The sequence below is a fragment of the Kitasatospora sp. NPDC002522 genome (genome assembly GCF_053595195.1).
The window spans coordinates 88,942-111,842 of sequence record NZ_JBSFXE010000011.1; the positions used below are offsets into that span (position 1 = coordinate 88,942).

Genomic DNA, 22,901 nt, shown 5'->3' on the forward strand with positions numbered 1-22,901 from the left:
GAAAGAACATTACCCGACGCCCCGCCCGGCTCCAAAATCGATAACCGCAGGCTGCGCGCCGGACACCTGCGGGCCAGGTCAGCGACCCCGGCCCGCAGGCGGTCCGACTCCGGTTCAGGAGGCCGGCAGCAGCTCCAGAGCGGCCGTCAGCCGGCGCAGCGTCTCCGCGCGGCCGAGCAGCTCCATCGACTCGAAGAGCGGCGGCGAGACCCGGCGGCCGGTGACCGCGACCCGCAGCGGGGTGAAGGCGAACTTGGGCTTGATGCCCAGGCCCTCCACCAGGGCCTCGCGCAGCGCGGCCTGGATCGGGTCGGGGGTGAAGTCGGCCAGCTCGGTGAGCGCCTTGACCGAGGCCTCCAGCACCGGGCGGGCGTCGGCGGTGAGCACCTTGGCGGCGTCCTCCTCGTCGACCGCGAAGGCCTCGGGGGCGACGAACAGGAAGCCGGCCATGGTGACGATCTCGGAGAGGACGACCATCCGCTCCTGGGTGAGCGGGGCGACCTGGGCGAGCAGCTCGAGCTGCTCGGCGGTCGGCTCGGCGGGGAGCAGGTCGGCGGCCTGGAGGTAGGGCACCAGGCGCTTGACGAACTCCTCGGGGGCGAGGCGGCGGACGTGCTCGGCGTTGATGTGCTCGGCCTTCTTCAGGTCGAAGCGGGCCGGGTTGCCGTTGACGTCGTCGATGTCGAAGGCGGCGACCATCTCGTCGATGTCGAAGATGTCGCGGTCCTCGGCGAGCGACCAGCCCAGCAGGGCCAGGTAGTTGAGCAGGCCCTCGGGGAGGAAGCCGCGCTCGCGGTAGAGGTTGAGCGAGGCCTGCGGGTCGCGCTTGGAGAGCTTCTTGTTGCCCTCGCCCATCACGTACGGCAGGTGGCCGAAGCGCGGGGTGGTGCCGTTGCCGACGCCGATCTCGGCGAGGGCGGCGTAGAGCGCGATCTGACGGGGCGTCGAGGAGAGCAGGTCCTCGCCGCGCAGGACGTGGGTGATCTCCATCAGGGCGTCGTCGACCGGGTTGACCAGGGTGTACAGCGGGGCGCCGTTGGCCCGGACGATGCCGTAGTCGGGGACGTCCTTCGGGTCGAAGGAGATCGGGCCGCGGACCAGGTCCTCGAAGGCGAGGGCGGTGTCGGGCATCCGGAAGCGGAGGATCGGCTGGCGGCCCTCCTGCTCGTAGACCGCGACCTGGTCCTCCGTCAGCTCGCGGCAGTGGCCGTCGTAGCCGGAGGGCTTGCCGGCCGCGCGGGCCGCCTCGCGGCGGGCGTCGAGCTCCTCGGTGGTGCAGTAGCAGGGGTAGGCGTGGCCGGCCGCGCGCAGGCGCTCGGCGACGTCCGCGTAGACGTCCATCCGCTGCGACTGGCGGTAGGGGGCGTGCGGGCCGCCGATCTCGGGGCCCTCGTCCCAGTCGAAGCCCAGCCAGCGCATCGAGTCCAGCAGCTGCTGGTAGGACTCCTCGGAGTCGCGGGCGGCGTCGGTGTCCTCGATCCGGAACACCAGGGTGCCGCCGTTGTGCCGGGCGTAGGCCCAGTTGAACAGGGCGGTGCGGACCAGGCCGACGTGCGGGTTGCCGGTCGGGGAGGGACAGAAGCGGACCCGGACGCCGGGGTTCTTCTCAGCCACGCTTGATCACCTTGTTGGAGAGGGTGCCGATGCCTTCGACGGAGACGGCGACCTCGTCGCCGATGTTCAGGGGGCCGACACCCGCGGGGGTGCCGGTGAGGATGACGTCGCCCGGGAGCAGGGTCATCGCCTCGGAGACGTGGACGATCAGCTCGGCGACCGAGCGGACCATCTGGGAGGTGCGGCCGGCCTGGCGGAGTTCGCCGTTGACCGTGCAGGTGATGGCCAGGTCGGCGGGGTCGAGTTCGGTCTCGATCCACGGGCCGAGCGGGCAGGAGGTGTCGAAGCCCTTGGCGCGGGCCCACTGGCCCTCGCGCTGCTGCACGTCGCGGGCGGTGACGTCGTTGGCACAGGTGTAGCCGAAGATCACTTCGGGGACCCGCTCCAGCGGCACCTCGCGGCACATCCGGCCGATCACCACGGCGAGTTCGGCCTCGTACTGCACGTCCGAGGAGAACGGCGGGTAGGCGACGGCCTCGGTGGGGCCGATGACGGCGGTGGAGGGCTTGAAGAAGGTCAGCGGCACGGCCGGGACCTCGTTGCCCAGCTCGGCGGCGTGCGCGGCGTAGTTGCGGCCGACCGCGACGACCTTGCTGGGGAGCATCGGCGCCAGCAGGCGGACCTGGTCCAGCGCGTAGCTCTCGCCGGTCGGCTGCGGGATCGCGCCGAACGGGTGCCCGGCGAGCGCGTGCACCGTCAGTGACTCGGGTTGCGCGGCGTCGCCCTCGATGATTCCGAAGGAGACCGAGCCCGCCGCGGGGCTCCCTTCGCGGACGGAGAACCTGGCGATACGCACAGCCTGGCAACCTCTCGGTTCGTCGACCGTCCGGACGCTCCCGGACGGTTGCCGAGCCCGCAGGACCGGGCCCGGCTCGTGGTCACCAGGTTATCGGCACACCGCTCCCCGACCCGGCGGCGGGCGGGTGGACGGGGTGTCAGTCCCGCGGCAGGCGGGGGGCCGGAGCGACCATCAGCTGGGTGCGGCGCGGGTTGGCGGTCACGGCGGGCAGCTGGGGGGCGTACTCGCGCGGCGCGGAGGGCGCGAAACCGGGCAGCTCGGCGAAGTCCGCGACCGAGGCCAGCGTGGTGCGGCGCGGGTTGGCCGTCGAGCCGGCGCGCAGCGTGGAGTCGTCGGCCTGCGTGGTGGTCTCGGACATCAGGGTCAACACCTTGGTTTCGGTCGGCTGGACTTTTGGGAGCGCCGCCGGGCGGGCAGGCTCCGGTCGACCCTGCCAGGTTAGGGAGCCCATTCCACAGTGGCCGTGACCAAAGCTACACATCGCGCTGTGAGTTTGCTCACAATTGCGCCCGCAAATGCCATGGACTCGGCGATTCCGGACCTTTGGTGAAATCCGTCATTACGGATATCTCAGACATTCTCCGCACAAGCTGATCTACCTCCGCATTGACATGGCTCCGCCGAGTGTCCGAAAAAGACCGTATTCCGGGGTGTTCGAGACACGCACGGTGAGTTGCCGCGCGCAGAGGGTGGCCCAGGACACCGTGTCGTAACGGCCCTTGTTGGACTTCCGCCGCTGTGCTGGAATGCCACGGAAAAACTCGACACCGCCCTATCTCCGCCCGGCGGGGAAGGGCGCCCGGTCCAGAGGTTGCGACGCCAGTGCAGGGACGTTTCAAGAGGGGCAGCGGCGCCGCGGGTGACCCGGAGTCGCGGGAGCCCAAGGCTGGCCCCCACCAGGCAGCACCGATGACGACGGGCCCCGGCGAGCGGCCCTTCGGCAGCAGCTCCGAGCCGCCCGCCGACAGACGAGACACGGAGGCCGCGGACGGTTCTGCCGCGCCCGCCGACGAGAGCGGCAGAAAGGGCGACAAGCCCAGCCGCCGCTCCCGGCTGCGCGGCACGCTCAACCGCCGCCGCGCCACCGGCCTGAGCCGCTTCGCCATGCGCAACTGGCGCATCCGCACCCGCCTGATCGCGCTGCTCTTCCTCCCCGTGATCGTGGCGCTGGCGCTCGGCGGCCTGCGCGTGCAGTCCTCGATGGAGAACTCCCGCCAGCTGTCGCAGATGAGCGACCTGGCCGAGCTCGCGCGCAACGCCACCTCGCTGGCCGACGCGCTGCAGTACGAGCGCGACGTCTCGGCCGGTCCGCTGACCGCCGGCGGCAGCCACGACGACCCGGACATCGCCGACGCGTACAAGCAGACGAACGCGCTGTCCCGGAAGTTCGCCACCAGCGCCGACAAGTTCGACGACCTGGACCAGGCCGGTTCCAAGACCCTGCTGCTGCAGGTCCGCAAGGACCTCAACCAGCTCACCGACGCGCGCAACAGCGCGTACAACAAGGCCGACAACATCCAGGCCACGATCACCAGCTACGACGTGATCATCAAGGACCTGATCGGCATCACCCAGGACATCGCGATCACCTCGAACTCCACCGAGCTGATCAAGATCACCCGGGCCCTGCACCAGTTCTCGCTGGCCAAGGAATCGACCTCGATGCAGCGCGCGCTGATCGCCGCCGCGCTCGCCCACCCGGTCGAGGCCAACCTGTCCAGCTCCGACGAGACCTTCGGCATCCGGCTGCAGAGCGCCGAGGACAACGCGCTCGCCAACTTCACCGCCATCTACGGCGAGGCCGAGGCCCGCGCGCTGCGCGCGCAGATGAGCTACAACCAGGTCATCGCCGACGCCGACCGGTTCACCAAGGCCGTCCTCAACCCGAACGGCATCAAGCAGGCCGAGGACATCTCCTACAAGAACTGGTACGACAAGGCCAGCGCCAAGATCAACGCCGAGCAGAAGATCCAGTCCACGCTGCTGGACGTGCTCGACGGCAAGGCGCAGAAGCTGCAGTCCGACGCCGACACCCAGTCGGTCATCAACGCCTCGCTGGTCGCCCTGGTGCTCGTCGTCGCCATCGCCGGCGCGGCCTTGGTGGCCCGCTCGATGGTGCGCTCGCTGACCCGCCTGCAGACCGCGGCCGAGGACGTCGCCGAGCGCCGCCTGCCCGAGCTGGTCAAGACCCTGTCGGAGAGCGACCCGCACGACGTCGACGTCACCGTCGAGCCCGTCGGCGTCGACTCCGCGGACGAGATCGGCCACGTGGCGCACGCCTTCGACATGGTGCACCGCGAGGCGGTCCGACTGGCCGCCGAGCAGGCGCTGCTGCGAGGCAACATCAACGCGATGTTCACCAACCTCTCGCGCCGCAGCCAGGGCCTGATCCAGCGTCAGCTGTCGCTGATCTCCGAGCTGGAGAGCCGCGAGGCCGACCCGGACCAGCTGGCCTCGCTGTTCAAGCTCGACCACCTCGCGACCCGCATGCGCCGCAACGGTGAGAACCTCCTCGTCCTCGCGGGCGAGGACCCGGGCCGCCGCTGGACCCGCCCGGTCCCGCTGGTCGACGTGCTCCGCGCCGCCGCCTCCGAGGTGGAGCAGTACGAGCGCATCGAACTGGCCTCGGTGCCCTCCGCCGAGGTCGCCGGCCGCGTCGTCAACGACCTCGTCCACCTGCTCGCCGAGCTGCTGGAGAACGCCACCTCGTTCTCCTCCCCGCAGACCCGCGTCCGGGTCACCGGCCACGCCCTGCCGGACGGCCGGGTGCTGATCGAGATCCACGACACCGGTATCGGCCTCTCCCCGGACGACCTCGCCGACATCAACGAGCGCCTGGCCAACCCGCCGGTGGTGGACGTCTCGGTCTCCCGCCGCATGGGTCTGTTCGTGGTCGGCCGCCTGTCCCTGCGACACGGCATCCGGATCCAGCTCCGCCCGTCCGACTCCGGCGGCACCACCGCGCTGGTCATGCTCCCGGTGGACGTCACCAACTCCGCCGACCGCCGCGGCGGCCGCCCGGGCGGCAACGCCCAGAGCGGCAAGGCGCCGCGCGGCATGGCGCCGACGCCGCGTCAGCAGGGTCGCCCCGCGGGCGACCTGCCCGGCGCCCGCACCGCGCTCGGCCAGGGCGGCCCCGGCGGCGCTCCGGCCGGCCGGCCGCAGCTCGGCCAGGGCCCGGACGGCGGCGGCCGGAACCTGTTCGCCCCGGCCGGCCAGGGCGGCCCGTCCGCTCCGGCCGCCCCGCAGGGCGACGGCGGCTTCGGCCCCGGCGGCGCGTTCGGCAAGGGCGCAGGCCAGGGTCTGCCGACCCGTTCGGTCGGCAAGTCGCTGCGCGAGAACCCCGCCCCCGGCCTGCCGGGCGCGGGCGCTCCGACCGGTGCCCCCGCCGGCGGCGGTGCCCCGACCGGCGGCGGCCTGCCGCCGCGGCGGGTCCCGGGCGCCTCCGGCGCCCCCGGCCTGCAGGGCGGCCCCGGCGGCGGACAGCCGCCGCGCCGCACCCCGCAGGGCCCGCCGCAGGGCGCCCCACAGGGCCAGCGCCGTCCGGCCGGCCCGGAGCGGCAGCGCCCGGCCGGTCCGGGTGCCGGTGAGCCGACCCAGCACGGCTGGGCCGAGCAGCCGCCCGCCCAGCGCCGTCCGCTGCCGCAGCAGCCGACCGAGTCGGCGGCGGAGTCCACCGGTTCGTTCGCCCGCCCGCGCTTCGAGGCGTCCGACATCGACCCGCGCGACCCGCTGGGCCTCGGCCTGGTGGAGCCGGTGCTGCCGGACCCGGCGGGCCAGGGCGCTCCGATGCCCGCCCCGCAGGCCGCTCCGCAGCAGCAGTTCGTCGAGCGTCCGCAGCCGATGGCGCTGCCGACCGCGACGGAGTCCGCCGCGGCGCCGCAGGCCGGCCCGGCCGGCCGGGAGCAGGTCCGTTACCAGCCGCAGCGTCCCGGCACCACCGCTCCCGGCCTCGGGCAGCCCCGGCAGGCCGCGCCGCAGGCGCAGCAGGCCCAGCAGCGCCCGGCCCCCCGGCAGCAGGCCGCTCCGCAGCAGCAGCAGTTCGGCGAGCGCCCGCAGCCGCAGCAGCAGTTCGGCGAGCGCCCGCAGCAGGGCCAGCAGGCTCCGCGGCCGCAGCAGGCTCCGCAGGGCCAGCCCGGCCAGCAGCCGCGCCAGCCGCAGCAGCGCCCGGCGCAGCCGTTCGGCAACCGGCCGGAGGAGGCCGACGCGCCGTGGCGGCCGTCCGCCAACGACGAGCGCTGGCGGCGGGCCGAGCAGATGCGCGAGCCCAGCACCAGCGGGCTGACCACCTCGGGGCTGCCGCGCCGCACGCCGCAGGCCAACCTGGTCTCCGGCAGCGCCGAGGCCTCCCCGCTGACGGGTCCGCAGGTCTCGCGCAGCCCGGAGGAGGTGCGCGGCCGGCTGACCAACCTGCGCCGCGGCATCCAGCAGGGCCGCCAGGCTGGCGGTACGCAGGGCGGCTCCGGCCGGCCCGCGCCGCAGCAGCCGGGCTTCGACGGTTTCGGCGGGACGGCCGGTGGCTACCGGGGAGCCCAGGGCGGCCGTTTCGACGCCGATGGCAACAACGGCTTCGGCCCCGAGCACCAGGAGCGTTGAGTTGAGTCAGATGATGAGCCAGGCCGCACAGAACCTGAACTGGCTGATCACCAATTTCGTGGACAACACCCCCGGGGTGTCCCACACAGTGGTGGTCTCGGCCGACGGTCTGCTGCTGTGCATGTCGGAGGGCTTCCCCCGGGACCGCGCCGACCAGCTCGCCGCGGTCGCCTCCGGGCTGACCTCGCTGACCTCCGGCGCCAGCCGCATCTTCGAGGGCGGCGAGGTCAACCAGACGGTGGTGGAGATGGAGCGCGGCTTCCTCTTCCTGATGGCCATCAGCGACGGCTCCGCCCTCGCCGTGCTGGCCGCGCCGGACTCCGACATCGGCCTCGTCGGCTACGAGATGGCCCTGCTCGTCGACCGCGCGGGGGCCGTCCTGACCCCCGCCCTGCGGGCCGAACTCCAGGGCAGCCTGCTGAACTGACGGTCCGTCCCCACCCACGTCTCCCGAACGTCCCTCACCGTGCCGGACCCTCCCGACCCGGGTCCGGCACCCCACCCCAAGTCGTCGCCGCACCGCGGCTGACACCCAGTCAGCCGGCAACGCTCCGGCAGAGCACCCGCTGCGGACGGCTGCAGCACAAGGAGGACGCATGACCCCGCCCCCGACACCCGCCGGCTACGGCAACGGGTACGGAAACGGCTACGGCGGACAGCAGGCCGGCGGGTACGGCGGCCAGCAGTCGGGCGGCTACGAGCAGCAGCCGCTGGTCCGTCCGTACGCGATGACCGGCGGACGCACCCGGCCGCGCTACCAGCTGGCCATCGAGGCGCTGATCTCGTCCACCGGCACCGCGAACTCCAACGGCCTGCTCCCCGAGCACGCCCGGATCGTCTCGCTGTGCCGCGAGGTCAAGTCCGTCGCCGAGATCTCCGCGCTGGCGGGAGTCCCGCTCGGGGTCGCCCGCATCCTCGTCGCAGACCTGGCCGAGGCCGGTCTGGTCGCCATCCACCAGCCCGCCGCCGCGGGCGAGTCGGGCGGTACGCCTGACGTCACGCTGCTCGAAAGGGTCCTCAGTGGACTTCGCAAGCTCTAACGCGGCCACCCCCAGCCGCGCGACCACCTCCGCCAAGATCGTCGTCGCGGGCGGCTTCGGCGTGGGCAAGACGACGCTCGTCGGCGCGGTCTCCGAAATCAACCCGCTGCGCACCGAAGCCGTCATGACCAGCGCCAGCGCCGGCATCGACGACCTCAGCCACGTCTCCGGCAAGACGACCACCACCGTCGCCATGGACTTCGGCCGCATCACCCTCGACGAAGACCTCATCCTCTACCTCTTCGGCACCCCCGGCCAGGACCGCTTCTGGTTCATGTGGGACGACCTCGTCCGCGGCGCCATCGGCGCCGTCGTCCTCGTCGACACCCGCCGCCTCGCCGACTGCTTCCCCGCCCTCGACTACTTCGAGAACAGCGGCCTCCCCTTCGTCGTCGCCCTCAACGGCTTCGACGGACACCAGGCCCACAGCCCGGAAGAGGTCCGCGAGGCGCTCCAGCTCAACCCCGACATCCCGATCGTCACCCTCGACGCCCGGCGCCGGGACAGTGCCAAGAGCGCCCTCATCACCCTCGTCGAGCACGCCCTCCTCGCCCGACTCCGGTGACGTCCGGGGGACGCTTCCGCAGATGGTTCGCGTCCCCCGGTAACAGTTCGGTAGGCATTTGACGGGTCTGACTGACACTGCGTAGTGGCCCAAATCCGGTGCGCGGCAATGACCTTGAAGTTTGCGGGGGATCGCCCCCGAATGTCCGATTTCCACCCCTGGCGCACGGGGTGGAGGAGCCGTTTGTCCGCTCCTCCGGCTCGTGTTGAAATTCCTGCTACCCCGTAGGACCCACGCGGGTCGCGGCCCGTCGGGGGGTAGCCGCCGCTTTGATCCATGGCCGCCAGTCGGTCGAGAGGTTGTTGTCGAGTGAGGCGTAAGCAGCCAGTCACCCCGCAGCGGCGCTCCGAGCCCCGCCAGCAGGAGCCGGGGACTCAGCCCACCGGCCAGTTCTCGGCGTTCAGCTCGGCCGAGGAACGCGGCGCAGGCCGCCCCGCCGCCGGCGAGGCCGAGCGCCCCGGTGCCGCGAAGGACGCCCCGGGAGCCGCCAGGCAGCGCCCCGCCACGGGATCCCGGTACGACTTCCTGTCGCCGCTGAACTGGCGGGTGCCGACCCGTCTGGTGGCGATCCTGGTCATCCCGGTCGTCATCGCCCTGGTCTTCGGCGGTCTGCGCGTCAACACCTCGCTGGACGACTACAACAAGGCCGACCGCGCGGTGAAGATCGCCAACGTGGCGAGCGCCGCGACCAACCTCGCCGACGCCCTGGAGTCCGAGCGCGACCAGACCCTGGTGCCGCTGCTCACCGGGCAGGGCGACAAGGGCGAGGTCGCCAAGCTGCGCGCCAACACCGACCAGGCGCTGGCCACCTACCGCAGCGAGTTCGCCAAGATCAAGGACGACCCGACGATGGCCCGCCGCAACGCGGCCTTCGAGCAGCTCGCCGTCTACCTGCCGCACCTGCGCGACAACGCCTACAAGCCGGAGCTGTTCGCCACCGCGACCGCCAGCGCGTACTCGCTGATGTTCGCGCCGCTGCTGGCGATGGACAACTCGGTCGGTTTCGGCTCCTCCAACGTCACCTCCAAGGGCCGCGCCATCTACGCGATGTCGCTGGCCAAGGCGTCCGCCTCGACCCAGCGCGCGCTGATGCTCAACCTGCTGGTCGGCCTCGGCGTCGGCGGCGTCGACCCGCACGAGGGCGAGGACCTGATCTCCGGCCTGGTGGTCGCCAACAAGCTGGAGTCGACCGCGATCGGCGAGTTCAACACCGCCTCCGCCGAGGACGAGGTCAAGACCTACGCGGACGCGCTGGTCGCCCAGGCCACCGCCGACCAGCGGCTGCCGCTGCGCATGCCGGACGGCCACAGCCTGCCCACCATGGGCGGTCTGCTCAGCGTCGGCCTGGCCTACTCCAGCCAGCTCTCCATCGCCGCCCGCGGCGGCGACGGCGCGGCCGCGATCATCGACGCGGCCGGCAAGGACGGCCTGACCCGCCCGCTGTGGGAGCAGGCCACCAAGAGCCACATGAACGCGCTGCGCAGCGCGGAGAGCACCCTGCTCGACCAGGTCGTCGCCGACGCGCAGAACATCAAGGACCGCGCGTTCACCGACTGGGTGCTCAACTCGCTGATCGTGATCGCCTCGCTGGTGCTGGCCGGTCTGCTCACCGGCTTCATCGCCCGCTCGATGATCCTCGGCATGCGGACCCTGAACACCGCCGCGCTGGACATCGCCAACCACCGCCTGCCCGAGCTGGTCGACAAGCTCTCCAAGACCGACCCGGAGCGGGTGGACACCTCGGTGACACCGATCCCGCTGTGGGGCCGGGACGAGATCGGCGAGGTCGCCCGCGCCTTCGACCAGGTCCACCAGCAGGCCGTCTCGCTCGCCGCCGAGCAGGCGTTGCTGCGGGGCAACGTCAACGCGATCTTCACCAACCTGTCGCGCCGCAGCCAGGGCCTGATCCAGCGTCAGCTGGCGCTGATCACCGACCTGGAGAACAACGAGGCCGACCCGGACCAGCTGGAGAACCTCTTCAAGCTGGACCACCTCGCCACCCGCATGCGCCGCAACGGTGAGAACCTCCTGGTCCTCGCCGGCGAGGAGCCGGGCCGCCGCTGGAACACCCCGGTGCCGCTGGTCGACGTGCTGCGCGCGGCCGCCTCCGAGGTGGAGCACTACGAGCGCATCGAGCTCGCCGGCATCCCGGAGGCCGACGTGGTCGGCCCCGCCGTGACCGACCTCGTCCACCTGCTCGCCGAGCTGCTGGAGAACGCCACCTCGTTCTCTTCGCCGCAGACCCGGGTGCTGGTCAACGCCACCCGCCTGCCGGACGGCCGGGTGCTGGTGGAGATCCACGACAAGGGCATCGGCCTGACCGCCGAGGACTTCGCCGAGATCAACGAGAAGCTGGCCGAGCCGCCCACCGTCGACGCCACCATCTCCCGCCGCATGGGCCTGTTCGTGGTCGGCCGGCTGTCCCAGCGGCACGACATCCGCGTCCAGCTCCGCCCGTCCGGCGAGTCGGCCGGCACCACCTCGCTCGTCATGCTCCCGCAGCTGCTCACCCAGCTCGGCCGGATGCCGGAGCCGGAGGAGGAGTTCACGGTCTCCCGGATCTTCGCGGAGCAGGAGCCGACCGGTGAGTGGCCCGCCTTCGACGCGCCGCAGCGCAGCGCCGCCGAGCTCGGCTTCGACGACCACCTGACCGGCCAGGCCGGCGGCGGCTTCTCGCCCGCCCTGGAGTCCATGCAGCGCTCCCAGCGCCTGGAGGAGCAGCGCCGCCTCGCCGCCCTGGAGGCGGGCCCGTCGGCCGCCGTCGAGGAGCCGGTGGAGGCGGAGATCCTGGAGTCCCCGTACGGCGAGGAGCGGTACGAGGCCGAGCAGTACCCGGCGGAGCCCTACGCCGCCGACTACGGCCAGGACTACCGCCGTCCGGAGTACGACGCCTACGGCCGCCCGTTCGAGCCGCAGCAGGGCTACCAGGACGACTCCTACGGCTACCAGCAGGACCCGTACGGCCGCGACCAGTACGCGCCCGCCGGTCAGCAGCACTACCAGGACGACCCGTTCGCGCCCGCTCCCTACGGCCAGGCGCCGTACGCGGAGCAGGGGTACCAGGAGGCGGAGTACGCCGACGGGTACCAGCAGCAGGACTACGGCTACGAGGAGCCCGCCGGGCACCCGTACCCGACCGAGGAGACCCCGGCGCTGCCGCCGGCCCGCTCGGCCTCCGGGGCGACCGCCGCGGGGCTCCCGCAGCGCCGTCCGGGCCAGCAGCTGGCGGGCTCCCCCCCGGTGTTCGGCCAGTCGACCGGCGAGAGCCCGAACTGGTTCACCGGCGCGAAGGACACCTCGGCGCCCGCCGAGTCGCGCGGCCACGACGTGTCGGCGCTCGGCGGCTACGGCCCGACCGGTCCGACCGCGGCGGGCCGCCCGGAGTGGGAGTCGCCGAACGACGGGGACTGGCAGCGCGCCGAGAAGCTGCGCGAGCCGTCCTCGGCCGGCACCACCGCCTCCGGCCTGCCCCGCCGGGTGCCGAAGCAGAACCTGGTGCCGGGCAACGCCAAGCCCACCCAGCAGGACGGCCCGGCGGTCTCCCGCGACCCGAACGAGGTGCGCGGCCGGCTGACCAACCTGCGCCGCGGCGTCGAGCAGGGCCGCCAGGCCGGCGGCGACACCCAGGCCACCGGCAGCTTCCGGATCGACCCCGACCAGGGGGCGTACGGAGATGGACCGCACAACAGCAGCACCGATCTCTTCGGCGGCTCGAACCAGCAGGAGCGTTGAGTTGACCCAGATGAGCCAGGCCGCACAGAACCTGAACTGGCTGATCACCAATTTCGTGGACAACACCCCCGGGGTGTCCCACACCGTGGTGGTCTCCGCGGACGGTCTGCTGCTGTGCATGTCGGAGGGCTTCCCCCGGGACCGCGCCGACCAGCTCGCCGCCGTCGCGTCCGGACTGACCTCGTTGACCTCCGGCGCCAGCCGGATCTTCGAGGGCGGCGAAGTGACCCAGACCGTAGTGGAGATGGAGCGCGGCTTCCTCTTCCTGATGGCCATCAGCGACGGCTCCGCCCTCGCCGTGCTGGCCTCCCCCGACTCCGACATCGGCCTCGTCGGCTACGAGATGGCACTGCTCGTGGACCGCGCCGGAGCAGTGCTGACGCCCGCTCTGCGGGCCGAACTCCAGGGCAGTCTCCTGCACTGACGGTTCGTCGGATACCGTCCTGGTATTCGAAAGACCTCATTGCCCGTCCCGAGGTCGCTTCGGCGGCCTCGGGATCGGGCGTTGTACGGCCCCGCACCACCGGCCACGGCGCTCCCCGGCGACGCGGCCCGCACCGCACCGCCGCACCCCTTGAGGAGATGAACCGTGACACCGCCCGACCACAGTGGCCAGTTCGGCGTCCCGTACCCGGGCACCGGCCACGACGCATTCGGGGCTCCCGGCGTCGGCCACGGTCAGCAGTACGAGCCGCAGTACCCGAGTGGCCAGTCGTACGTGCCGCAGCAGCCCGACCCGCGCTTCTACCCGCAGCAGGGCGACTACGGCCGGTCGTACCCCGGCCAGGAGGCGTACCCCGATCAGACCGGGCTGCCGCACCGCTACGAGGACCCGAACGACCAGCCCGGGCACGTCGAGGAGTACGACGACTACGAGGACGCCGAGCCGCTGATCCGGCCGTTCGCGATGACCGGCGGGCGCACCCGGCCCCGGTACGAACTGGCGCTGGAGGCCCTGGTCTCCGCCTCGGTCGACCCGGCCCGGCTCGCCACGCTGCTGCCCGAGCACCAGCGGATCTGCGGCCTGTGCACCTCGGACGTGAAGTCCGTCGCCGAGATCTCCGCCCTGCTCGGACTGCCGCTCGGGGTCGCCCGCATCCTCGTGGCGGACCTGGCCGAGGCCGGCCTGGTCGCCATCCACCAGCCCGCAGCCGGCGGCGAATCCGGCAACCAGCCCGACGTCACGCTGCTCGAAAGGGTCCTCAGTGGACTTCGCAAGCTCTAACGCGGCCACCCCCAGCCGCGCGACCACCTCCGCCAAGATCGTCGTCGCGGGCGGCTTCGGCGTGGGCAAGACGACGCTCGTCGGCGCGGTCTCCGAAATCAACCCGCTGCGCACCGAAGCCGTCATGACCAGCGCCAGCGCCGGCATCGACGACCTCAGCCACGTCTCCGGCAAGACGACCACCACCGTCGCCATGGACTTCGGCCGCATCACCCTCGACGAAGACCTCATCCTCTACCTCTTCGGCACCCCCGGCCAGGACCGCTTCTGGTTCATGTGGGACGACCTCGTCCGCGGCGCCATCGGCGCCGTCGTCCTCGTCGACACCCGCCGCCTCGCCGACTGCTTCCCCGCCCTCGACTACTTCGAGAACAGCGGCCTCCCCTTCGTCGTCGCCCTCAACGGCTTCGACGGACACCAGGCCCACACCCCCGAGGAAGTCCGCGAAGCGCTCCAGCTCAACCCCGACATCCCGATCATCACCCTCGACGCCCGCCGTCGGGACAGCGCCAAGAGCGCCCTCATCACCCTCGTCGAGCACGCCCTCCTCGCCCGACTCCGGTGACGCGGCGTCAGAAGGGGGCGTGCGGACCGCTCCGCACGCCCCCTTCACGCTTCTGGCTTCCAGCGCTTCCCGACCGGCCCTAGGGCTGCTGGTCGGCCCGCAGCAGGCCGTAGGTGTACGCGTCCTCCAGCGCCACCCAGGACGCCGCGATGACGTTGTCCGCCACGCCGACCGTCGACCAGCTCGCGGTGCCGTCGCTGGACTCGATCAGCACCCGGGTCTTCGACCCGGTGCCGTGCTGGCCCTCCAGGATGCGCACCTTGTAGTCCACCAGCTCCATCTTGGCCAGCGGCGGGTAGATCGGCTCCAGCGCCGTCCGCAGCGCCCTGTCCAGCGCGTCCACCGGGCCGTTGCCCTCGCCGGTGGCGACCTTGCGCTCGCCCTTCGCCCGCAGCTTCACGGTGGCTTCGTTGACCGGCCGGCCGTCCGGGCCCTGCTCGCTGATGGTCCGCCAGGACTCCAGCGTGAAGAACCGCCGCCGCTCGCCGTTCACCTCGTCCAGCAGCAGCAGCTCGAACGAGGCGTCCGCCGCCTCGTACGTGTAGCCCTGCATCTCCTGCTCCTTGACCCGCGCCACCACCCGGCCGGCCAGGTCCCGGTCGCTGGACAGGTCGTAGCCCAGCTCCTTGCCCTTGAGCTCGATCGAGGCCCGGCCCGCCATGTCGGACACCAGCATCCGCATGGTGTTGCCGACCTGCTCCGGGTCGATGTGCTGGTACAGGTCCGGGTCCACCTTGATCGCCGAGGCGTGCAGGCCCGCCTTGTGCGCGAACGCCGAGAAGCCGACGTACGGCTGGTGGGTCGACGGGGTCAGGTTCACCACCTCGGCGATGGCGTGCGAGATCCGGGTCATCTCGGGCAGGCTGCCGGCCGGCAGCACCCGGCGGTCGTACTTCAGCTCCAGCGCGCCCACCACCGGGAACAGGTTGGCGTTGCCGACCCGCTCGCCGTAACCGTTCGCGGTGCACTGCACGTGCGTCGCCCCGGCGTCCACCGCGGCCAGCGTGTTGGCCACCGCGCAGCCGGTGTCGTCCTGCGCGTGGATGCCCAGCCGGGCCCCGGTCGCCGCCAGCACCTCGGCGACGATCTCCCGCACCCCGGCCGGCAGCATCCCGCCGTTGGTGTCGCACAGCACCACCACGTCGGCGCCGGCCTCGTGCGCGGCCCGCACCACCGCCAGCGCGTACTCCGGGTTCGCCTTGTACCCGTCGAAGAAGTGCTCGCAGTCGATGAACACCCGGCGGTCCTGGGCGCGCAGGAACGCCACGCTGTCCCGGACCATCTCCAGGTTCTCCTCCAGCGTGGTGCGCAGCGCCAGTTCCACGTGCCGGTCGTGCGACTTCGCCACCAGCGTCACCACCGGCGCGCCGGAGGCCACCAGCGCCGCCAGCTGCGGGTCCTCCGCCGCCTTCCCGCCGGCCCGCCGGGTCGCCCCGAACGCCACCAGCTGCGCGTGCTTCAGGTCGAGCTCGGCGGCGGCCCGGGCGAAGAACTCGGTGTCTCGGGGGTTGGCGCCCGGCCAGCCGCCCTCGATGAAGCCGACGCCGAACTCGTCCAGGTGTCGGGCGATGGCCAGCTTGTCGGCCACCGTGAGGTTGATCCCCTCGCGCTGTGCGCCGTCGCGGAGCGTGGTGTCGAAGACATGGAAGCCGTCCTGCGGGCGGCTGTTGGCCTCGGTCATGGCCCTGGGTTCTCCATTCGGTGGAGTTACTGCTGAGTGCCGGGTTCGGAATCCGGCTCCACTGTCCAGCATCCCGCGCGCTGCCCCGGTATCCCCGGCCCCCTCGTGAGAGCCCGGTCCGGTCCTGGGGCAAAACAAAAGACCCCTCGCGGGTGCGAGAGGTCTGCGCGCGGGTCTGGACGCTCGTGGTCGCTCCGCGGTCAGGGTGGTACTACGGAACGGTCACTGCGGACCGGCGCGCCTGCTGCTAATAATCAGCGAAAGCGAGGACACGCTCGGAGTCTTGCACATGTCCACGACCGCGGCGCGCGTGTCTCGCCATCCGAAACGTGTCAGGTCAGCCGCTCGGTCGCCAGGTCGAACCCGAACGGCTTGGGCAGCGGCAGCGGGTCCCCGACCGGCACGGCGTTGCTGGCCGCGTAGTCGCCGCCCGCCGGGTGGCTGTACAGCACCACGGCGTTCCGCTGCCGGTCCACCAGCAGGTACAGCGGGGAGTCCGTTCCGGCCATCGCGTCGTGCGTCGCGGCGGTCATGGTCCCTCCCTCCATTCCGTGAAGCTCGACGAGTGGGTGGTTCCGAGGCTATCGAGCCCGGGCGTCCGGCAGGGGACGCCCGGGCCGCGGGGTCAGACGATCTTGTGGAGCCAGCCGTGGGTGTCGGGCGCCTGGCCGCCCTGGATGGCGAGCAGCGCCTTGCGGAGCTCCATGGTGATCGGGCCCGGCTCGCCGGCGCCGACGGTCCAGTCGGCGGTGCGGGACTTGACCGCGCCGACCGGGGTGATGACGGCGGCGGTGCCGCAGGCGAAGACCTCGGTGAGGGTGCCGTCGGCGTTGGCCTGCTTCCACTCGTCGGTGGAGATCTTCCGCTGCTCGACGCGGTGGCCGAGGTCGGCGGCGAGGCCGAGCAGCGAGTCGCGGGTGATGCCGGGCAGCAGGGCGCCGGAGAGCTCGGGGGTGACGACGGTGGCGTCCTCGCCCTCGCCGAAGACGAAGTAGAGGTTCATGCCCCCCATCTCCTCGACCCACTTGTGTTCGGCGGCGTCCAGCCACACCACCTGGTCGCAGCCCTTGGCCGCGGCCTCGGCCTGGGCGACCAGCGAGGCGGCGTAGTTGCCGGCGCACTTCGCGGCGCCGGTACCGCCCGGCGCGGCCCGGACGTAGTCCTCGGAGAGCCAGACCGAGACCGGCTTCACGCCGCCGGGGAAGTACGCACCGGCCGGCGAGGCGATGATCATGAACAGGTAGGAGTTGGCGGGGCGAACGCCCAGACCGACCTCGGTGGCGAACATGAACGGCCGCAGGTAGAGGCTCTGCTCGGGCTGGCTGGGCACCCACGCCTGATCCTGCTGGACCAGCAGCTCGACCGCCTCGACGAAGGTCTCCACCGGCAGCTCGGGCATCGCGAGGCGGCGGGCGGACGACTGGAAGCGGGCCGCGTTGGCCTCCGGACGGAAGGTCGCGATGGACCCGTCGGCCTGGCGGTACGCCTTGAGGCCCTCGAAGATCGACTGGCCGTAGTGCAGCGTCATGTTGGCCGGGTCGATCTCGAGCGGCGCGTACGGGGTCAACTGCGCGTCGTGCCAACCCAGGCCCTCGGTCCACCGGATGGTCACCATGTGGTCGGTGAAGACGCGCCCGAAACCGGGGTTGGCCAGTCGGGCCTCGCGCTCCGCGTCGGACAGCGGGTGCGCGGAGGGCTTGAGGTCGAACGTGATGGGCGCCTGGGTGGGCGTGCTCATGGCTGTCTGTCCTTCACCGTGGGGTTGGGCTGGGCCTTTCCGCCAGGCGAACAACGCATGACGGCACGGCCCACTGTCGATACTCGCATCAAGAGGGCCGTGCCGAACAGCCGGGAGGCTGTGTGCGCTATGAACCGGCCCACCGGCCGGAATTGTGAACCGGCCGGTCAGCCGGATACTCGGGCGGCGAGCGCGTCGCCGACCTCCGAGGTGGACCGGGTGCCGGAGCGCTCGATCAGGTCCGCGGCGACCGCGGCCTCGACCGTGGCGGCCTCGGCGGTGAATCCGAGGTGCTCCAGCAGCATGGCGACCGACAGCACGGTGGCGGTCGGGTCGGCCTTGCCCTGGCCCGCGATGTCCGGCGCGGAGCCGTGCACCGGCTCGAACATCGACGGGAAGTCGCCGCTCGGGTTGATGTTGCCGGACGCGGCCAGGCCGATGCCGCCGGTGACGGCCGCGGCGAGGTCGGTGAGGATGTCGCCGAACAGGTTGTCGGTGACGATCACGTCGAAGCGCGCGGGGTTGGTGACGAAGAAGATCGTCGCCGCGTCCACGTGCAGGTAGTCGGTGGTGACCTCGGGGAACTCCTGGCCGACCCGCTCGAAGATCCGGGTCCACAGGTGGCCGGCGTGCACCAGCACGTTGTTCTTGTGCACCAGCGTCAGCTTCTTGCGCGGACGCGCCTGGGCCCGGCGGTAGGCGTCCCGGACGACCCGCTCGATGCCGAACGCGGTGTTCAGGCTGACCTCGGTGGCGACCTCCTGCGGGGTGCCGGTGCGCAGCGTGCCGCCGTTGCCGACGTACGGGCCCTCGGTGCCCTCGCGGACCACCACGAAGTCGATCTCCGGGTCGCCCGCCAGCGGCGACCGCACACCCGGGAAGAGCTTGCCGGGGCGGAGGTTGATGTGGTGGTCGAAGGCGAACCGCAGCTTCAGCAGCAGCCCGCGCTCCAGCACACCGGACGGCACGCTCGGGTCGCCGATGGCGCCGAGCAGGATCGCGTCCTGGCCCTTGAGCTCCTCCAGCACCGCGTCGGGAAGGGTCTCCCCGGTGCGGTGGTACAGCCGGGCACCGAGGTCGTACTCGGTGGTCTCCAACTTGACGTCGGCGGGCAGCGCGGCACTGAGCACCTTGAGGCCCTCGGCGACGACCTCCTGGCCGATGCCGTCACCCGGGATCACAGCGAGACGAATGGTGCGAGACATAAATCGGACACTACTCCCCGTCCCAGGCGATGAGCACGCACCGTCCATCATCCGGACGGTGTGTCAGCTCAGCTCCAGCTCGACCGGGAACGGCACGTCGAGTTTCAGGAGACCGTGGTGGATACCCGCGACGCCGTAGGCCTTCGTCGCCGGATCCAGTTCGTAGACGTAGACGACGGGTCGGCCGTTGTCGCTCTCCACCCGCCAGAAGTGGCGGATACCGGCGGCCGCGTACTTCCGGGGCTTGGTGTCCCGATCCCGTTCCTCGGACTCCTCCGAGACCACCTCGACCACCAGCAGCACGTCCTCCGGCGCGCAGGACGTCTGCCTCGGGCCGGTGACCGCGTGCTGGTTCACCACCATCAGGTCGGGCTCGGGGCGGTTTCGCGAGTTGAGCTTGACGGTCATCTCCCGCCACACCTCCCACCCGGCCGGCGTGGCGTCCTCAAGGGCTCGCTCGAGTGCGCGGATGGTCCGCATGTGGAATCGGGTCTGCGGACTCACGAAAACCAGGCTCCCGTTGATCAGCTCCGTGTGCGGCGGGAGGTCCGGCAGTCGGTCGAGGTCGTCGGCCCGGTAGCCGCCGACCGGCGGGCGGAGCCAGTCCGGGTACGGGTCCGGGTCGACGCTCATCAGTGCTCCCATGGTGGGGATTCTGGCCTGTGCTGCCAGGCTACCGGCCCGGTTCTCCGGTGGAGTCACCCTTCGGGGTGAGGAGTTGGACGCGGTGGCCGGTGGGGTTGAGGTGGTGCAGGACCAGGGCGTCGGGGAGGGGGGTGTGGAGGTGGTCGCCGGGGTGGGTGGGGTGGAGGACGGGGGTCGGGCGGGTGGGGTCGAAGGGGAAGGGGCCGAGGGTGGCGAGGGCGTCGGCGGGGTCGTCGGACTGGGCGGTCCAGAGGCTGTAGCGCGGCGCCGTGAGCGGCGGGAGCGCGGCGAGCCGGACGGGCAGCAGGACGGTGTCCGAGTCGAGCAGGGCGGTGTCGGTGTCGCCCCAGCGCCCGTTGAGCGGCTGGACGTCGAGTTCGGCGCCGGTGCGGGCGTCGAGGGTGCGGGCGACCAGGACGTCGCTGCCCTTGAGGCGGTCGGCGAGGACGGTGGCGTCGGGGGTGCCGTCGCCGTCGAGGTCGAGGGAGGCGCGGACGCCGAAGGCTCCGGCGGGGGTGGCGGCGGGGCTCCACAGCACGGCGCCGAGGTAGAGCATGCCGTGGTCGTCGACGGCGGCGCCGGCGTAGCGGAGGTTGGCGGCGCGGTCGCCCGGGTCGGTGACGCACAGGTCGCGGCCGGGGCAGTCCGGCCAGCGTTCGCCGGCGCCGCCGGGCTGCAGGACGGTGAGCAGGCCGGGGCGGGTGCCGCCGGAGACGGCGAACTCGGCGGCGGTGCCGAGGGCGGTGAGCGCGCTGGCGGGGCGCGGCGCGGCGAACAGCGGGACGCGCAGCGCGGGGACGGCGGGGTCGGCGGGGGTGAGGGTGAGCTGTCCGGAGAGTTCGCCGCGGTAGCTGCGGGCCCGGCCGGCCTGCAGCAGGTCGAGGGTGGGGTCGGGGGCGCGGCCGAGGTCGGCGCCGAGCCGGAGGGTGACGGTGACCGTGGCGGCGCCGTGGGCCGGCACCTCGATCCGGCCGGGCGAGAGCGCGAAGGAGGCGCCGGGGACGGTGGTGGCGCCCCGGTAGCCGACCGCGTAGCCGAGTTGACGGTCGCCCAGGTTGCGGACCGTCACCTCGCGGGTGGCGGTGAGCGGTCCGGTGGCCTCGACCGGGCCGAAGGAGACGCCGACGGCTCCGTCGGTCTCGGTGCCGTAGGCGAGCACGGGGGTGCGGACGGCCAGGTCGGCCCGGACCCGGCCGGCGCCGGTGCGTTCGGGGCCGTACGCGGGGCCGGTGCGGTCGGGGCCGGCGTACGTGTCGGTGGCGGTGTTCATCAGCGCGGCCTTGACCTCGGCGGAGCTCCACTCGGGGTGGGCGGCGCGGACCAGCGCGGCGACGCCGGCCAGGTGCGGGGTGGCCATCGAGGTGCCGTCCTCGCGCATGCCGCCGGTGCCGCTGCCGACCTTGGCGGACCAGATGGTCTCGCCGGGCGCGGCCAGGTCGGGCTTGACCACGCCGGGGACGCCGAGGCCGCGGGAGGTGAAGGCGGCGAGGGTGTCGGTGCGCTGCGGCTGGTCCTGGGCGACCGCGCCGTGCAGCGGGTTGCCGGGGGCGGCGAGCCGGACCCGGACCGGGCCGGTGCCGAGCGGGGCGAGCAGCCGCTGCGCGTCGGAGTGGGCGATCAGCGCGGCGGGGACGCGGTCGTCGCCGGCGATCTCGGCGAGGTAGTCGCCGTCGGCGGCGAAGACCGCGCCGATCGCTCCGGCGTCGGCGGCGTGGTCGGCGCGGGGCCCGGAGCCGCAGGCCCGGTCGGCGTCCTTGGTCCGCCAGCCGAGCACCGCGATCTTCCCGCGCAGGCGGTCGGCGTCGGCGGGTGAGAACGCCGTGCAGCCGTCGGACTGCTCGGCGGGGACGGCGAGTTCGCCCTCGGCGTCGGTGCTCGCCCAGCCGGTGTAGCGGCTGCTCCAGTGCGCCGGGACCGGTCCGGCCAGGCTGGCGGGGGCGGTGACGGTGATGCCGTCGGCGTCGCCGTGCGCGTCGACCGAGGCAGCGGCGGTGAGCACCCGGGCGGCGGTGCCGGGGCTGCCGCCGATGCCGAAGGCGTCGCCTTCGTTGCCGGCCGCGGCGACCACCACGGTGCCGAGTTCGGCGAGCCGGTCGGCGGCCAGCGCGTCGGCGTCGCCGGGGCGGCCGAACGCGCTGCCGAGGGAGAGGTTGACCACGTCGAGCCGGTCGGCGAGGTCGCCGTCGCCGTTCGGGTCGGCGGCCAGGTCGAGGGCGGCGGAGAGCTGGTCGGTGGAGCCGTCGCACCCGAACACCCGGATCGCGTACAGCTGGGCGCCGGGCGCGGCGCCGGGGCCGACCTTGAACGCGGCCGGGTCCAGGGCGGGCCGGTACGGCCCGCCGTAGGGGTGGCCGTCGGCGGTGACGCCGAGGCCGGCGGCGGTGCCGGCGACGTGCGTGCCGTGGCCGCCGCGGATGCAGTCGATCGGGTTGTCGTCCGGGTGCGGCGTGGGCTGGAAGGTGCGGGAGGACGGGTCGGGGTCGTAGTCGTCGCCGACCAGGTCCCGGCCGCCGACCACCTTGGCGTTCGGGAACAGCCCGGCGGGGGCGGGCTTGGCGCCGTCGACCGCGCGGAACGCCTCCTCGGTGCCGGGGCCGCCGAAGTCCGCGTGGGTGTAGTCGATGCCGGAGTCGACGATGCCGATCCGCACGCCCGCGCCGGTGTCGCCGTCCGGACCGGACCAGACCGCGGGCGCGCCGGTGAGCGGCACGGAGTGGCCGTTGGCGCGGTACTTGAGCGCCACGGGGTGGACCGCGCGCACCCCGGGCAGGGTGCCGAGCCGGGGCAGTTCGGCGGCCGGCAGCCGCAGGGCCAGGCCGCTGACCAGGGTGCGGGTGCGGTACAGCGGCTGGACGCCGGGCAGCGACTCCCCCACGGCGGCCGCCAGCCGGTCCAACGACCGGTCGGTGGCGGCGCGTTGGGCGCGGCCGGCGTCCGCGGCGATCCGGCGCACCTCGACGGAGCCGCGCCGCTCGCGCTTGGCCTGGTCCTGGGCGCGGCGCCAGGCCCCGGCGACGGGTTCGGCGTTCAGCTCGACCAGCACGGTCACCTGCGGCCCGCCCGGCACCGCCGGTCGGGCGGACGCCGGGGCGACCGGGACGAGCAGGGCGAGGGCGACGGCGAGGACGCCGAGCGGGGCGCGGAGGACGCCGGGAGGGGTGGTGCGCACGCCCCCAAGCTAGAGAGCGGTCACCGGTCCGGGCGAGCAAGTTCACCCGCAGGGTGACACTGCGTCACTCGCCCGGCGTAGTCGGCGAGTTGGCCTCAGTGGCCGGTCACGCCGCCGTTGTCGCGGCGGTCCAGGGCGCGCTGCAGGGCGGCGGCGGCCCGGGGGTCGGCCTCGGCGCGCCGGCGACGGCGCGGGACGGCGGTGGTGGCGGAGGGGGAAACGGCGGGGGTGTGACGGTCTGCGACGAAGGGCATACCGGCTCCTTGGTGCGGGGGCGCAGCGGCGCGCAACGAGGGTGGGGAGGGGGTACGCCTAGCAGGGGTCGCC

Annotated in this window: 18 protein-coding genes; 8 read left to right on the forward strand and 10 right to left on the reverse strand. The window is 72.8% G+C overall.

What is annotated here, in order from left to right; genetic code table 11:
* Positions 1-114: 114 nt before the first annotated feature.
* The 3 genes from gltX to ACWD4U_RS12115 all read right to left on the reverse strand — a co-directional run bounded on the left by gltX (position 115) and on the right by ACWD4U_RS12115 (position 2,771).
* The gene (gene gltX, locus ACWD4U_RS12105; RefSeq protein WP_363450851.1) at positions 115-1,614 is read right to left on the reverse strand and encodes a glutamate--tRNA ligase; all 1,500 of its coding nucleotides are present in this window, start codon (positions 1,612-1,614) and stop codon (positions 115-117) included.
* On the reverse strand, positions 1,607-2,410 hold the full coding sequence (locus tag ACWD4U_RS12110; protein WP_363450853.1) for a fumarylacetoacetate hydrolase family protein: 804 nt from the start codon (positions 2,408-2,410) through the stop codon (positions 1,607-1,609). Before ACWD4U_RS12110 ends, gltX begins: the two co-directional genes overlap by 8 nt.
* 139 nt (positions 2,411-2,549) lie before the next feature.
* Positions 2,550-2,771 carry a hypothetical protein gene (locus ACWD4U_RS12115; protein WP_363450855.1) on the reverse strand — a complete coding sequence of 74 codons (222 nt, stop codon included), beginning with the start codon at positions 2,769-2,771 and terminating at the stop codon, positions 2,550-2,552.
* A gap of 551 nt (positions 2,772-3,322) precedes the next feature.
* Here ACWD4U_RS12115 and ACWD4U_RS12120 point away from each other — a divergent pair.
* The 8 genes from ACWD4U_RS12120 (at position 3,323) to ACWD4U_RS12155 (ending at position 14,136) form a co-directional block, all read left to right on the forward strand.
* Positions 3,323-7,009: a sensor histidine kinase gene (locus tag ACWD4U_RS12120; RefSeq protein ID WP_363450857.1), complete on the forward strand. Its 3,687-nt coding sequence runs from the start codon at positions 3,323-3,325 to the stop codon at positions 7,007-7,009.
* A gap of 13 nt (positions 7,010-7,022) precedes the next feature.
* Positions 7,023-7,436 carry a roadblock/LC7 domain-containing protein gene (locus ACWD4U_RS12125; protein ID WP_363451037.1) on the forward strand — a complete coding sequence of 138 codons (414 nt, stop codon included), beginning with the start codon at positions 7,023-7,025 and terminating at the stop codon, positions 7,434-7,436.
* 169 nt (positions 7,437-7,605) lie between these two features.
* Complete coding sequence (locus ACWD4U_RS12130) at positions 7,606-8,049, forward strand: DUF742 domain-containing protein (RefSeq protein WP_363450859.1); 444 nt, start codon at positions 7,606-7,608, stop codon at positions 8,047-8,049.
* Complete coding sequence (locus tag ACWD4U_RS12135; RefSeq protein WP_363450861.1) at positions 8,030-8,614, forward strand: GTP-binding protein; 585 nt, start codon at positions 8,030-8,032, stop codon at positions 8,612-8,614. Before ACWD4U_RS12130 ends, ACWD4U_RS12135 begins: the two co-directional genes overlap by 20 nt.
* A 309-nt stretch (positions 8,615-8,923) precedes the next feature.
* Positions 8,924-12,346, forward strand: coding sequence for a nitrate- and nitrite sensing domain-containing protein (locus ACWD4U_RS12140; protein WP_363450863.1), 3,423 nt, complete (start codon positions 8,924-8,926; stop codon positions 12,344-12,346).
* A gap of 10 nt (positions 12,347-12,356) precedes the next feature.
* The gene (locus ACWD4U_RS12145; RefSeq protein ID WP_363451039.1) at positions 12,357-12,770 is read left to right on the forward strand and encodes a roadblock/LC7 domain-containing protein; all 414 of its coding nucleotides are present in this window, start codon (positions 12,357-12,359) and stop codon (positions 12,768-12,770) included.
* Between the two features lie 165 nt (positions 12,771-12,935).
* Positions 12,936-13,571: a DUF742 domain-containing protein gene (locus ACWD4U_RS12150; RefSeq protein ID WP_363450865.1), complete on the forward strand. Its 636-nt coding sequence runs from the start codon at positions 12,936-12,938 to the stop codon at positions 13,569-13,571.
* The gene (locus tag ACWD4U_RS12155) at positions 13,552-14,136 is read left to right on the forward strand and encodes a GTP-binding protein (RefSeq protein WP_363450867.1); all 585 of its coding nucleotides are present in this window, start codon (positions 13,552-13,554) and stop codon (positions 14,134-14,136) included. Before ACWD4U_RS12150 ends, ACWD4U_RS12155 begins: the two co-directional genes overlap by 20 nt.
* A 79-nt stretch (positions 14,137-14,215) precedes the next feature.
* Here the strand turns inward: ACWD4U_RS12155 and cimA are convergent, their stop codons facing one another.
* The 7 genes from cimA to ACWD4U_RS12190 all read right to left on the reverse strand — a co-directional run bounded on the left by cimA (position 14,216) and on the right by ACWD4U_RS12190 (position 22,828).
* Positions 14,216-15,817 carry a citramalate synthase gene (gene cimA / locus ACWD4U_RS12160; RefSeq protein ID WP_363450869.1) on the reverse strand — a complete coding sequence of 534 codons (1,602 nt, stop codon included), beginning with the start codon at positions 15,815-15,817 and terminating at the stop codon, positions 14,216-14,218.
* Positions 15,818-16,149: 332 nt separating this feature from the next.
* Positions 16,150-16,350 (reverse strand): PDDEXK family nuclease, encoded by a 201-nt coding sequence (locus ACWD4U_RS12165; protein ID WP_363450871.1) that lies wholly within the window; start codon positions 16,348-16,350, stop codon positions 16,150-16,152.
* 92 nt (positions 16,351-16,442) lie between these two features.
* Positions 16,443-17,555 (reverse strand): branched-chain amino acid aminotransferase, encoded by a 1,113-nt coding sequence (locus ACWD4U_RS12170; RefSeq protein ID WP_363450873.1) that lies wholly within the window; start codon positions 17,553-17,555, stop codon positions 16,443-16,445.
* A 167-nt stretch (positions 17,556-17,722) separates the two neighbouring features.
* Entirely contained in the window at positions 17,723-18,760 is a 1,038-nt protein-coding gene (locus tag ACWD4U_RS12175) for a 3-isopropylmalate dehydrogenase (RefSeq protein WP_363450875.1), read from the reverse strand.
* 63 nt (positions 18,761-18,823) lie between these two features.
* Positions 18,824-19,405, reverse strand: a complete 582-nt coding sequence (locus tag ACWD4U_RS12180; protein WP_363450877.1) for a Uma2 family endonuclease — start codon at positions 19,403-19,405, stop codon at positions 18,824-18,826.
* A gap of 28 nt (positions 19,406-19,433) precedes the next feature.
* Complete coding sequence (locus tag ACWD4U_RS12185; RefSeq protein WP_363450879.1) at positions 19,434-22,574, reverse strand: S8 family serine peptidase; 3,141 nt, start codon at positions 22,572-22,574, stop codon at positions 19,434-19,436.
* Between the two features lie 95 nt (positions 22,575-22,669).
* Positions 22,670-22,828, reverse strand: a complete 159-nt coding sequence (locus ACWD4U_RS12190) for a hypothetical protein (protein WP_363450881.1) — start codon at positions 22,826-22,828, stop codon at positions 22,670-22,672.
* Positions 22,829-22,901 lie beyond the last annotated feature (73 nt).